Source organism: Nonomuraea sp. NPDC054003 (assembly GCF_055585125.1).
In genome coordinates this window covers 95,050-107,085 of the sequence record NZ_JBVJKR010000015.1, presented here as the reverse complement: position 1 = coordinate 107,085, position 12,036 = coordinate 95,050, and the positions used below count along the sequence as shown (strand labels likewise).

Here is a 12,036-nt window from a genome sequence, read left to right as displayed (position 1 = left end):
AGCGACTGTTCGTGTTCCTTGCTGGTAAGCGTCATGCCTCCTGTTAAGGGATGGTGTGGTGCGCCGCGGAAACGTAAGGAATGTTGCCGAGAGTAGTCAACATTATGCAAAGAGTCCCTATACTGGGCCCGCCGGTTCACTCGTTCCGGCTTCCCCGTCCCGCGCCCGAGCGAAGGTGAGCGCCATGTCAGCCGAGACGCGGCTCGGCCGCACGCGGTGGCGGCGCTTCGCCGCGGTGCTCGTCCCCGCGCTGGCGGCGGCCGCGATACTCGTCGGCGTGACCGGCGAAGGGGGCGTCGCGGCGTCGTTCGCGCTGTCCGGCGAGCGGTTCAAGATCTCGGCCGACCGGCTCGTGGGCAAGGGATTCGCCCAGTACGGAGACGTGGCGTCGACCGCCGAGGGGCGGCGCCCGGTCCTCGTCTCGGTGATCGGCCGGGCGCGGATCACAGGCCTGTGCCAGTCGGCGCTCGTGCGCACCCCGGTCGGCCCGGTCACGTTCCTGGTCAGGGCGGGCGACGGGGAGCGGCCCGTGGAGGCCGCGAACCTCGTGATCGACCTCCACCAGCTCTCCGGCGACGTCACGTTCGGCGACATCGAGATCGGCCGCGACGCCGCCACCCTCGACGCCCCCGCCGGTCTGGGCGGCCGTCCGGGCGACATCGGCCAGCAGGCGGCCACCGTGCGCATCACCGGCCTGCGGCAGACCGCCTACGCCGTCAACGCCGGCACCTTCCGGCTCAACGGGCTGCGGCTCAGCTTCGAGCCCGGCGACCACGAGTGCTTCTGACCATGCCTGACACCCGATTCCGCCGGTGGCGGCGTACCCGTCCCTTCTGGGGCGGGCTGTGGGTGGCCGCCGGTGGGGCCGTCATCCTGCTGGCGCCGCTCGCGCCGCTCCCGCTCCTGGTCCGGCAGGGGGTCGCCGGGATCTCCGGCTATCTGGCGGGGCTGCTTCTCGTCGCGGCCGGCCTGCTGAGCTGGTGGCAGCACGGGCAGCGGGTGTTCCTCGGGGTCGCCGCCATCGCGCTGTCACTCGGCTCCTTCGTCACGTCCAACCTCGGCGGTCTCGGCCTCGGCATGCTCGCCGGGCTCACGGGTGGCGCGCTCCTGTGCGCCTGGAGCCCCGACGGCCGCCCCGCCCGCCGGCGGGAGGAACCGCTGCGCGCGATCGCGGCCGTCCCGGTGGCTCTCGTTCTCGCCCTGCCGGCCCCCCGCCCCTCCGGGCCCGCCGATTCCGGGCTCGAAGCCGCGCGGCTCACCCTGTGGGGCGGCCGGTTCGAAGGAGTGGTGAGCCGGCCCGCCGGTCCCCGTCTCAAGCTGTCCATGTCCGCCGTCGAGATCGAGGACGGCCTGCACCGGACGCGTGGTTCCGATGCGGCCGTCCACCAGCGGTTCTCCCGGCTGCGGCTGTCGGGCGGTGTCGTCATGTACGTGACCCGGCTGCGTGCCCGGGTCGGCGGCGTCGCCCTCACGTTCACTCCCGAGCTGCCGCCGCCCGCGCTGCCGCTGCCGTCCATGACCGTCACGGACGTCGAGGCCGACCGGCTCCTCGTCCGTGCGGCCCGCGCCCGGATCGAAGGGCTGACGCAGCGGGTCAGCTGACTCCGGCCGCCGTCTTCTCGGGCCTGTCCTCCAGGGCGGGACTGTCGGCGAGCTTGAGCCACACCACCCCGGCGATGATCACGGCCAGCCAGAAGGCGCGCGCCGGGGTCAGCACCTCGTCGAAGAACACCGGGCCCAGGAGCGCCGCGCCGACGGCCCCGATGCCGGCCCACACGGCGTAGCCGATGCCGACGTCGATGCCCTTCAGGGCGACGCTGAGGCAGAACAGGGTGAGAAGGAAGAACACGACGGCGACGACCGACCAGCCCGGACGGGTGAAGCCTTCGCTGCCGTTCACGGTGAGGGCGTAGCCGACCTCGAACACTCCTGCCAGGAGCAGGACGAGCCAGGAGACGGTCTTGCTGGGGGTCATGCGAGAAATCCTTCCGGGTGTGGTGTTGATGGGACGCGCGGAGGTCATGCGCCACCGCTGAGCTGCAGGCCGATGACACCGGCGATGACGACGACGATGCCCAGGAGCTTCTTCCAGGTCAGCTGCTGGCCGAGCAGCAGGGCGCCGACGATGACGATCCCGACCCCGGCGATCGACGTCCACAGGGCGTAGCCGACGCCGACGTCGAAGGTCAGCAGCGCGAGGCTGAGGAAGAACGTGGCGATCCCGCCGGTGACGAGCGTGGCGACGGTCCACCACAGGTCGGTGAATCCCTTCGCGTTGCTCGCGCTGATCGCGACCGCGATCTCGAAGACGATGGCGATCGCCAGATAGAGCCAGCTCATGATGTTCCTTATCTCTCTGCATGTACATACATATTTGTACGCGTGCGCATCTCGCCGCGCCGGGCGCCGTCGCTCACGGGGTGACGACGTCCGCGATCTGTCGTAGTGCGGTGCCGAGCAGGCGGACGTCCACGTGGGGCGCCTCCGCCGACGCGCTGGCCAGGAGTTCGCCGATGCGCTCGTCGTAGGACGCCCGCACCTCACGCGCGAGCGCCTCACCTTCCGGGGTGAGGACCGCATAGACCCCGCGGCCGTCGTCGGCGCAGACGTCGCGCCGTGCGACGCCCTTGCTCTCCAGCCGGCTGACCAGCCGGGTGGCCGAGCTCTGGTTCAGGCCGATCTTCTGCGCGAGATCGTTGACCCGCAGCTCCTTGTCCGGCGCCTGCGTGAGATGGGCCAGCGCCCGATACTCCGTCAGCCCGATCCGATGCACATCCACGAGCCACTTGCCCAGAGCCGTGTCGATCGCGGACGTGAACGCCGCGACCTGGGACCACTGCGACCCGAGACCATCTATCTGCATGTGCATGCACTTACCGTAGCGCGACACCTGGCGCCGGCGCAAGCCGCGTGTCCCCCGTGCGAGCTACCGGCGGATGTCCACCGAGCGGTGACGATTCCGGGGCCGGCGTTGCGGTGTCCGGCCGCTTCCCGCTCCACTTGCATCGCAGGGGCATCCGTGCTGACCGCACTCTGCGCCACCGTGGTCCGTGCGGGGCTCGCCGGCCGCGACAGCGACACGGTGGAGAACCGGGACCCGTTCGCCCCCGCCACCCAGACCGGCCCGCTCTCCGGAACCCAGAAGATCGAGGTCGCGGGCCGGTCGGTGTCCTGTTCGGGGGACCCGCGAGCTGCGCGCCCAGAACCTAGCGGTGTTCCAGGGCCAGAACCCGGAGAAGCTCGTCATCCCCGACGGGAAGGTCCGTCCAGCAGGGGTGGAGGTGATCGAGCACGGTCAGCCGTACTTCGCGGCCGTCCCCGAGTACGGGCCGCGCCTGGAGAAGGCGTGGGTCGCCGGACAACGCGAGTGGCTCACGCTGTCCGGCGACAGCAAGCTGACCACGGCCGAGAAGAGCGGACACCACATCTATGCCGACCGGCCTGATATCGCTGTACGGGCGATCGAGCGCGTCCCCTCCCAGGCCGCACGCGCGGCGAGCGGCGGGTGACCGCCACCCAGGACCGCCGTTCAGGCCGCTCGCGGCGTGGCGTACTACGGGTGTTCGTTCGTCCAGCCCGTCTCCAGGATGGTGTGGGTGCTCCAGACCGTTCCCGGCTCCAGTCCGGCCTGGAGGCCGCCCGGTTTGACGACCACGCTTTCGCGCGCCAGCGCGCGGCCGGACTTCTCGTCGATGATCAGCCGGACCTGCACCACGCCCTTGGCGGTGTCACCGGGCTTGCGCTGGGAGATGTCCGCGATGGCGATCGCGGTGCCCGGGCGCCCGGCGGCGTCGGTGACCCCGCCGAGTGAGGTGACCGACGGCAGGTCAGCAAGCATCCGGAAGGCCGCCGCGAGCACCTCCGGGCTCACCGGCATGTCGGTGATCAACCCTTCGGTCACCCGGAACAGCCAGGCGTCCTCCGCCATCGGAGCGCCGGACTCGGTGTCCTTGCCCTCGTAGAAACGGAGCAGGTCAGCCTTGAGCGCAGCCGGATCGGTCGGCAGGCTCCGCAGGTCGGCCATGGTGACGTTGCGGCCGAGCCAGAAGATCTCCTGGCCCCGCGTGTGACCGGTGCGCGGCCGCTCCGCGCTCTCCTGGATCGGGATCCGCTTGCGGCCCGCGAAGGTCAGCTCTCGCGGTGATCCCGCCTTCTCCCAGGCGGCCCGGTCGGCGTCGGTCGCGGGCTTGACGCCCAGGGCGCGGGTGGAGCCCCACTGTTCGTCCGCGCCCACCCAGCTCTCGGTCTCCTGCTCTATGGAGATCACGAAGCCTTCGTTGACCGGATGGAGACTGCGGGAGCGGCTGGAGACGTGCCAGTAGTCTCCGGCGGCGGCGGGCCGGCGCTCCGCGCTGGTCGCGGCCACGAGCAGCACCTCCCTCGCCGACAGCGTAACCGGCTGCGCCGCGACGTCCGGCGCTCCCGGAGACACGACCGGGGCCGAACCGACGGCCAGCGCGACCGCGGTCACGGCGGCCGCCGCCGCGCCCGCCAGGCCCAGGCCCCAGGTCAGCGACTTCCTGCCGCGGCGCGGCACCCGCGTGGGCTGGGCGAAGGCGTGGGCCAGCTCGGCCTGCCGGGTGCGCGGGTCCACCGGCCCGCCGGTCAGGTGGGCCGGGCGGGCGGCACGCAGCTCTTCCATCGGGTTCACGACAACTCCTCGACGAGCCGGGGCTGGGACAGCAGGGGGGATTCGAGCTCGGTGCGCAGGCGTTTTCTCGCCCGGTGCAGCCGGACCCGGAAGGCGGGCACCGAGCAGCCGAGCACCTTGGCGGCGTCTTTCGGACTCAGGCCCTGCCAGGCGACGAGAATGAGGATCTCGCGTTCGTCCTGGCTGAGTCTGGCCATGGCCTTGAGCACGCCCAGGCGTTCGGCCACGTGGTCGGCCACGTCGGCGGTGATCCACGCGCGCATCTCGCGCTGGATCCCCTCACGCCTGGCCTCGGCCCTGATGGTGTCGCGGAGCACGTTGCGCGCCACACCCAGCAGCCATGGCAGGGCGTTCCGCGGCATCTGGTCGAACTTGCGCCAGGCGATGCGAACGTCTCGCTCACCACCTCGTCGGCCACCTGCCGGCCGGCGCGGCTGACCACGTAGGCCCATACGCGTTGTCGGCATTCGTCGTAGATGGTGGTGAAGCGCTCTCGATCGCTCGTCACCGCCCCAACCCCTCACGTGTCCCGGAACTGTTCACAGGAGGAAGTGGTCCGAGACCATCAGAAATTACAAGCCGACCGGCGATCCCGTCAGATCCGGCCCTGGGCACCTTGGACGCGTGACAGTGGTTCGCAAGGAGGCCAGTGTGAGATATGGGTCATCTCGACACCCCTGAAGCGGAGTATCGGTGCATCAAAGCATGACATGTCCGGACTGTGGGGCACCGCTGCCCGGCTCCGGCTCCGGCTCCGGTTCCGGTTCCGGCTCCGGCTCCGGCTCCGGTTCCGGTTCCGGCTCCGGCTCCGGCTCCGGTTCCGGTTCCGGCTCCGGTTCCGGTTCCGGCTCCGGTTCCGGGTCCGGCTCCGGTTCCGGTTCCGGGTCCTGGTCCGCGTCCGGCTCCGGGCCCCAGAAGCCGGTGTCCAGGTCCAGGTCCCGGGAGCCGGTGTCCAGGTGCCCGAGGTGCGGCCTGACCCTTCAGGGACCCGCCGCGTACGAGCTCTGGCAGGTGGACCAGGCTCTCGCCGGGCTGCAGGACCAGCAGGCGCAGCTGCGGGCCCGCCGCACGGACCTGCTCGGCATCCTCCGCACCGGCGCAGGCAAAGGCACCGGCACCGGCACAGGCACCGGCACCGGCACAGGCACCGGCACCGGCACAGGCACAGGCACCGGCACCGGCACAGGCACAGGCACCGGCACCGGCACAGGTGCAGGTGCAGGCGCTGATGCTGGCGTGGCGGGTCAGGCCGTCGGGGACGCGGCGCCGCCGGCGTACGGCGGCGCGCCGCATGCTGGCGTGCTCCCGCCGCACGGCGGCACGCCGTACGTCGGAGTGCTCCCGCCGCACGCTGGCGCGCCGCACGCTGGCGTGGTCCCGCCGTACGGTGGTGTGCCGCATGCTGGTGTGGTCCCGCCGTACGGCGGTGCGCCGCGCGCTGGTGTGGTGTCGCCGTATCCGGCGGTGGGTTACGCGGGCGGGGGGCCTGGTGCTGCGCCGCGGGAGGTCTCGCAGGCTGCTGCGAAGAACGTCCTGCTCATTCTCGGGGGCCTGCTGCTGACGGTGGCGGCGGTGGTGTTCACCGTGGTGAGCTGGGGGTGGCTGGGGATCGGCGGGCGCGCGGCCGTGCTGGCCGGGTTCACCGCGTTGGTCATGGTCGCGCCGGTCGTGCTGATGCGGCGCGGGCTCACCGCGACGGCCGAGACCGTGGCCGGGTTCGCGGTCGCGTTGCTGCTGCTCGACGGGTACGCGGCCAGACAGGCGGGATTCCTCGGGGCCGACGCCCTCGACGCGTCGCATTACACGGCGGGGGTGCTCGGGGGCACCGCGCTCATCCTGGTGGCCTACGCCCGGGTCACCCGGCTGACTGGGTCGGGCCCGCGGAGCGGGGTGGCCTACGCGCGGGTCACCCGGCTCCGCGGGCCCGGTCCGGTTGCCGTGGTGCTGGCGCAGCCGGTGCTGACGCTGCTGGCCGGGAGCCTGCCGGGGACCTGGCTGGTCGCCGCGCTGGTGGCCACCGCGGCGCTGGACGCGGCCCTGGTCGGTCACGTCCGGGGAGCGGTGCGGGTGACGGCCGCCCTGGCCGGCAGCGGGGTCGCCGCGGTCGCCCTGCTGGGTGGTACGACGTACGCGCTGGGGGCTCCGTCCGTCGGTCAGGCTCTGGTGGGGGTGGGGCCGCTGGTGGCGCTGGCTCTGCTGGGCGGGTTCGTGATCTGGCTGCTGGCCAGGCAGGGCGACGTCGAGGGGGAGACCTGGGCCGCCGTGGTCACCGCCGGGACCGCGCTCACGCTGATCGCCGTGGTGGCCGCGCCCGCGCAGGCGGCGCTGGCCGGTCCGGGCGCGGGCTGGCGCTCCCTGGCCTATCTCGTGCCGGCGCTCGCGGTGGTGCTCGCCGCCACGTGGCTGCCCTGGCGGAGGGTACGGGTCGCGGGCATGACCACCGGTTGGCTGGTGGCGTTGCTGGTCACGCTGACGCTGCTGCCCCGGCTCGTGGCCACCCTGGGGTCGCCGCTCCCGTGGCTGGACGTGTTCTGGACGGGCACGTGGGGCGGACCGCAGTGGCAGCCGTTCGCGACGGCGTCGCCCGCGGACGTGGTGGTGCTGGGCACGGTGGCCGCCGCCCTCCTGGTCACGGCCGTGTGGGGCACGGGCGGCCAGCCGGTGATGGAGGTGCTTCCCGGCACTGCTGGGCGGGCGGTGCCTCGTGGCGAAAGCGAAAGCGAAAGCGAAAGCGAGGGCAAGGGCAAGGGCGAGGGCGAAGGCAAGGGCGAAGGCGAAGGCGAGGGCGAGGGCAAGGGCAAGGGCCAGGGCAAGGGCGAAGGCGAGGGTAGGGGCGGGGGCGAGTGGCCGGTGCGGGTGGCGGCGTGTGGGGCGCTGGTGGTCGGGGCGCTCATGGTCGCCGTCGCGCCCCAGGCCTTCGCGATGCCCTACCCGGCTGCGGTGGCGGTCCAGGTGGCGCTGGCCGTCGCGCTGGCGGTCGCCGCCACGCTGGGCCGGGCGCCGTGGTGGGCCGGGGCGTGCGCGCTCGTCGCCGGGGCGGCCTCGACGCGGGCGGCGGCGTACGCGTTCGGCAGCGAGCCGGCGACGCTGATCGTGCTGCCGGTCCTGGCGTCGGCGGCCGCCGTCATGGCGCTGGCGGGCAGGACGAAGGAGCTCCGGGTCTGGGCGCCGGCCTTCGCCGCGCTGTTCCTCGGGCTGGAGGCGGTGGCGGCGGGGCTTTCGCTGGGCGTGCGCGTCCTGGTCGCGGCGAGCATGGGATTCGCCGTGGCCGGTGTGCTGGCGCTGCTCTGGTCGCTGCGGGCGGGCCAGGGCGGCGCGCGCGGTCTCAGGTACACCGGCGCCGTCCTGCTGTTGCTGGCCTCGTGGCTGCGGCTGGGGGCGGACGAGGTCACCGTCGTCGAGGCGTACACGGTGCCGTGCTCGCTGGTCCTGCTGGGGTCCGGCTGGTGGCGGCGGCGTGGCGCACCGGTCGGGTCCTGGGCGGCGTACGGCGCGGGCCTCTCCTTCACGATGCTGCCCAGCCTGGTCGCGGTCTACGCGGACGCCGAATGGCGGCGCTCGCTGGCCCTCGGCGTGGTGGCGCTGGTGGTGCTGGTCGCCGGGGCCAGGTTCCGGTTGCGGGCGCCCACGGTGATCGGAGCCGTCGTGCTCGCCGGTGTCGCGGTGCGGGAGCTGGCACCGTACGTGTCGGAGATGCTCCTCGTGGTGCCGCGCTGGGCGCCGATCGCCGTGGGCGGGCTGCTGCTCGTGGTGGTCGGGGCGACGTACGAGGCCCGCATGCGGGACCTGCGCAAGGTGCGTGACACCTTGAGGGCGATGGACTGACCTACCCGTGCCGCTTGGTGAAAGGCAGGACGAGCCGGGACGGGTGGGCCGCGTCGCGGTAGATCTTGTGCGTGACGGGACGGCCCACCGGCAGGTGGAAGGCGTCCGGCGGCAGCAGCGCGTTGTGCGCGTCGGCCAGTGGTTCGTCGTTGGACAGCTCCACCAGCAGCCGGTGGCCGGGGCGGAACGTCGCCGCGAACGGGTAGAGCCGCAGGACGTACTCCTCGATCTCGCCGGGCTTCACGGGCACGGCGCGGGTGTGCGGGTGGTACGGGTTGCCCTCGGTGGTCCGGTCGTCCAGCTCACGGTGCGACGCCTTGAGGAAGCCCGTGGTGATCAGTTGCCGGCCGCCGTCCGGGGCGACGTCCCACAGCCGCATGATGAAGTTCGTGTCATCCTGGTCGATCTTGGCGAACAGGTGCGCCGCGCCGGTGCCGATGAGCTCCACGGGCTCCTCGAACGGCTCGGTGCTCCAGCTGACGATCTCCACCTTGTCGGTCACCGTGAGGGGCGCCTGGTAGAAGCCGTCCGGGGCGGCGTGCTCGGCGCCCATCAGCTCGGGCTCGGGGGAGAGCTTGTGGCGCGGGCGCAGGTAGAGCGGCCTGTAGTCGATCTCCTTCGGCGGCCACTGCGCCGCGGTGACCACCTCGCGCGAGCCCTCCACGAAGACGCTGACGGCGGGTTCGTCCATGATGCCGTTGTCGATGCCCTTGAGCCAGTAGTCGTACCACCGGAACATCTTGTCGTGCTCCTCGATCCAGGGGCGCGACTGCATCGGCGGGTAGGAGCCGATGTCGAGCTTCTTGGGGCCCTTCAGCACGTCGAACAGCTCGATGTGGCCGTCGACGGTCCAGCCGCGTCCCTGGTCGATCTGCAGGTAGACCGGGATGTCGATGTTCTCGGCCAGCTTGACGGGGTTGCGCTCCTCGTACCACTCGCCGTCGAGGTCGTTCATCACGATGTCGAACCAGAACTCGCGGTTCTTCGGGTATCTCAGCACGTGCACGAGGTTCGGCCACGCGGCGACGTCCGGGTCCCGCAGGCGCTCGTCCACGAGTGCCCTGAGCTCCTCGGGGGAGTGGACCTCCTGCATGCGGGACCGTACGTCGGTGTGGGCGATGCCGGAGTCGCCGCCGCGTCCCTCGCGGGCGGCCCTGGGCATGAACCACATGATGCCGCCGTGGTAGGTGGTCTCGTAGAAGTCGAAGTGGCCGCCGCTGACGAAGATCGCCTTCAGGTGCGGCGGTCGCTCGGCCGCGGCGTACACCTGCATCGACCCGAAGTACGAGATGCCGATCATGCCGACGTTCCCGTCGCACCACGGCTGCGCGGCGACCCATTCGACGACGTCGTACAGGTCCTGGCCCTGGGGGACGCCGCCGGCGTTGTAGTTGCCGATCATCACGCCGCCGGAGTCGCCGGTGCCGCGCATGTCGCCGATGACGTGGACGTAGTCCTCCTTGACGACGCGCGCGATGTCGCCGGCCTCGATGCAGCCGTCCCACATCGGGCTGGGGCGGCGCTGCGGCGGCGTGGTGAGCGCGAGGGCCTGCAGCTCCTTGCCGTAGGCGCTCATCGCGATCAGGGCAGGGCGCGGCCGGTCCTCCGTGCCGTGGTAGGCGTCGGCGGCGAGGGTGACCCCGTCGCGCATCGGCACCCGCAGGTCCTTGCGTACGGCGATCGCCTGCCCGCCTGCGTGGATCGTCTGGAAGTCAGCCATGAGATGTCCTAGTCCTGGTCGAGGTGCGTGCGGTAGCCGTGCATCGACGTGAAGAACGGCGACGGCTCCAGCGCCGGGTCGCCGGTGTAGCCGAGGCTCTCGGCGACGGGCGCGAACGGCGAGTACGGCGAGTCCGTCTCCCGCGGGCCGTCCAGGAGGCAGCGGCGGGCCGCCTCACCCACCCGCGCCTCGATGTCCAGGCTCTGCTGGAGCGCCTCTCGGGCCTGCCCTTCGTCGAGCTCGACGCCGTACGGGGTGCCGTCCGCGCGCCGGTACGGGTGACCGAGGTAGAGGTGGCGCGGCCGGATCTCGTCGCGCAGGAAGCGCAGGCTCTCGCGGTACGCGGCCGGGTCCGTGAAGCCGGGGAAGCCGTTGGCGGCCCCGTGGACCTGGACGGCGTCGCCGACGAACACCCGGCCGCCGGCCTCGTAGGCCACCGATCCGGGCGTGTGGCCGGGGATCGCGTGGACGGAGACGGTGACGTCGCCGCCGAGCGAGAGGGTTTCACCACCCTGGACCAGCACGTGCGGCTCCAGTTCGCCGGAGATGACCGCGTCGGCGGCGGCCGTCACCTTGGCCTCGCCCTCCGGGTCGTTCAGGTAGCGGCCCCGGCCCCGGAGGTACTCGTCCACGTGCGCCCGGCGCGCGCGCAGCATCGGGGCGTCGGCCTCGTGGATGACCACCCGCGCGCGGCGGCCGGTCAGCTCCCACAGGGCGTGGGCGCCGCCGACGTGGTCGATGTGCCCGTGGGTCAGCAGGATCCAGCGCACGTCCTCGATGCGCCGCCCGATGGCGGCCAGCGCGGGGGCCATGCCCTCGGCGGGCGAGGAGGCGATCCCGGTGTCGACGACGGCCGGCTCGGGCGCGTCGAGGAAGAAGCTGTACAGCCCGAACCGGCCCCACGGCGAGACCAGGGGATGGACGTTCATGACGTGCCTCTCAGGAAGGCGGCCGTCTCCTCGAAGACCCGGTGGTACTCCGGGATCCAGGAGAAATGCTGGACGAATCCGTGGCCGGCGCCCGGATAGCGGCTCACCGTCGCCGCCACGCCTGCCTCCTTGAGCCGCCGGCCGTAGAGCTCACCCTCGTCGCGCATCGGGTCGTACTCCGCGGTCACGATCAGCGCCGGCGGCAGCCCGGTGAGGTCGGCGCGTTTGATCGGCGAGACCCGCGGATCGGCGGGGTCGGCGCCGCTGTCGAGGTAGAAGGCGTTGAACGGCTTCAGCCCCGCCGTCTCCAGGCCGTAGCCGACGGCGTTCTCGCGCAGCGAGGCGTAGCGGTCCACGTCGAAGTCGAGATCGAGCGATGGGTAGAACATCACCTGGTGGGTGATCCGGTCGAAGCCGTCGTCGCGCGCCAGACCGGCGACCGCGGCGGCGAACGTGCCGCCTGAGCTGTCACCGGCGACGGCCAGCGTCGCGCCCTCCCGGCCGAGGTTCCCGGCGGCCCAGCGGACCGCGGCGTAGCAGTCGTCGAGCCCGGCGGGGAAGGCGTGCTCGGGCGCTCGCCGGTAGCCGACGGAGACGACCTTGAGCCCGGTCTCCTTCGCCAGCGACCTTGCGACGTGGTCGTGGGTGTCCAGGCTGCCGAGGAAGAACGCGCCGCCGTGGAAATAGACGAGCAGGCCGTACGCGTCCGCCTCGTGCGGTGTGTAGACCCGCACCGGGACCTGTCCAGCGGTGAGGTCCTCGACGGAGTGGAGCGGCAGCCGGTCGGCCACGGGCGGGACCTGGGCCTCCTCGGCGGCGCGCATCGCCGCAGGGTCCAGCGGGCCGGGAGGAGGCGCCGGCAGGCCGGCGAGGACGCGGGCGATGTCAGGGTGCAGTGGCATGTCAGACCT

Annotated in this window: 12 protein-coding genes; 4 read left to right on the top strand and 8 right to left on the bottom strand. The window is 72.3% G+C overall.

Features of this window, described 5'->3' with window-relative positions; genetic code table 11:
• Positions 1 to 184: 184 nt before the first annotated feature.
• Both ACZ6YG_RS33990 and ACZ6YG_RS33985 read left to right on the top strand, forming a co-directional pair.
• A complete protein-coding gene (locus ACZ6YG_RS33990; RefSeq protein ID WP_148035249.1) occupies positions 185 to 787 on the top strand; it encodes a DUF6230 family protein in 603 nt (200 codons plus the stop codon).
• 2 nt (positions 788 to 789) lie between these two features.
• Positions 790 to 1,602, top strand: coding sequence for a DUF6114 domain-containing protein (locus ACZ6YG_RS33985; protein WP_466020261.1), 813 nt, complete (start codon positions 790 to 792; stop codon positions 1,600 to 1,602).
• Here the strand turns inward: ACZ6YG_RS33985 and ACZ6YG_RS33980 are convergent.
• The 3 genes from ACZ6YG_RS33980 to ACZ6YG_RS33970 form a co-directional block, all read right to left on the bottom strand.
• Entirely contained in the window at positions 1,595 to 1,975 is a 381-nt protein-coding gene (locus tag ACZ6YG_RS33980) for a DMT family transporter (protein ID WP_148035247.1), read from the bottom strand. The genes ACZ6YG_RS33985 and ACZ6YG_RS33980 overlap by 8 nt on opposite strands.
• Positions 1,976 to 2,019: 44 nt before the next feature.
• Positions 2,020 to 2,340, bottom strand: a complete 321-nt coding sequence (locus ACZ6YG_RS33975) for a DMT family transporter (RefSeq protein ID WP_148035246.1) — start codon at positions 2,338 to 2,340, stop codon at positions 2,020 to 2,022.
• A gap of 73 nt (positions 2,341 to 2,413) precedes the next feature.
• Entirely contained in the window at positions 2,414 to 2,869 is a 456-nt protein-coding gene (locus ACZ6YG_RS33970) for a MarR family winged helix-turn-helix transcriptional regulator (RefSeq protein ID WP_246640452.1), read from the bottom strand.
• A 343-nt stretch (positions 2,870 to 3,212) separates the two neighbouring features.
• On the opposite strand from ACZ6YG_RS33970, the gene ACZ6YG_RS33965 reads away from it, so the two are divergent.
• Positions 3,213 to 3,509, top strand: a complete 297-nt coding sequence (locus tag ACZ6YG_RS33965) for a hypothetical protein (protein WP_466020260.1) — start codon at positions 3,213 to 3,215, stop codon at positions 3,507 to 3,509.
• A gap of 44 nt (positions 3,510 to 3,553) precedes the next feature.
• Here the strand turns inward: ACZ6YG_RS33965 and ACZ6YG_RS33960 are convergent, their stop codons facing one another.
• Positions 3,554 to 4,642: a CU044_5270 family protein gene (locus ACZ6YG_RS33960; RefSeq protein ID WP_466020336.1), complete on the bottom strand. Its 1,089-nt coding sequence runs from the start codon at positions 4,640 to 4,642 to the stop codon at positions 3,554 to 3,556.
• 5 nt (positions 4,643 to 4,647) lie between these two features.
• The gene (locus ACZ6YG_RS33955) at positions 4,648 to 5,013 is read right to left on the bottom strand and encodes an RNA polymerase sigma factor (RefSeq protein ID WP_466020259.1); all 366 of its coding nucleotides are present in this window, start codon (positions 5,011 to 5,013) and stop codon (positions 4,648 to 4,650) included.
• Positions 5,014 to 5,599: 586 nt separating this feature from the next.
• Here ACZ6YG_RS33955 and ACZ6YG_RS33950 point away from each other — a divergent pair.
• Positions 5,600 to 8,476 carry an SCO7613 C-terminal domain-containing membrane protein gene (locus ACZ6YG_RS33950; RefSeq protein WP_466020258.1) on the top strand — a complete coding sequence of 959 codons (2,877 nt, stop codon included), beginning with the start codon at positions 5,600 to 5,602 and terminating at the stop codon, positions 8,474 to 8,476.
• 1 nt (position 8,477) lies between these two features.
• Here ACZ6YG_RS33950 and ACZ6YG_RS33945 read toward each other — a convergent pair whose 3' ends face one another.
• The 3 genes from ACZ6YG_RS33945 to ACZ6YG_RS33935 are packed head-to-tail and all read right to left on the bottom strand — an operon-like array spanning position 8,478 to position 12,027.
• Entirely contained in the window at positions 8,478 to 10,196 is a 1,719-nt protein-coding gene (locus ACZ6YG_RS33945) for a CocE/NonD family hydrolase (RefSeq protein WP_466020257.1), read from the bottom strand.
• Between the two features lie 8 nt (positions 10,197 to 10,204).
• A complete protein-coding gene (locus ACZ6YG_RS33940) occupies positions 10,205 to 11,125 on the bottom strand; it encodes an MBL fold metallo-hydrolase (RefSeq protein WP_466020256.1) in 921 nt (306 codons plus the stop codon).
• Positions 11,122 to 12,027 carry an alpha/beta hydrolase gene (locus ACZ6YG_RS33935; protein WP_148035240.1) on the bottom strand — a complete coding sequence of 302 codons (906 nt, stop codon included), beginning with the start codon at positions 12,025 to 12,027 and terminating at the stop codon, positions 11,122 to 11,124. Before ACZ6YG_RS33935 ends, ACZ6YG_RS33940 begins: the two co-directional genes overlap by 4 nt.
• Positions 12,028 to 12,036: the final 9 nt, after the last annotated feature.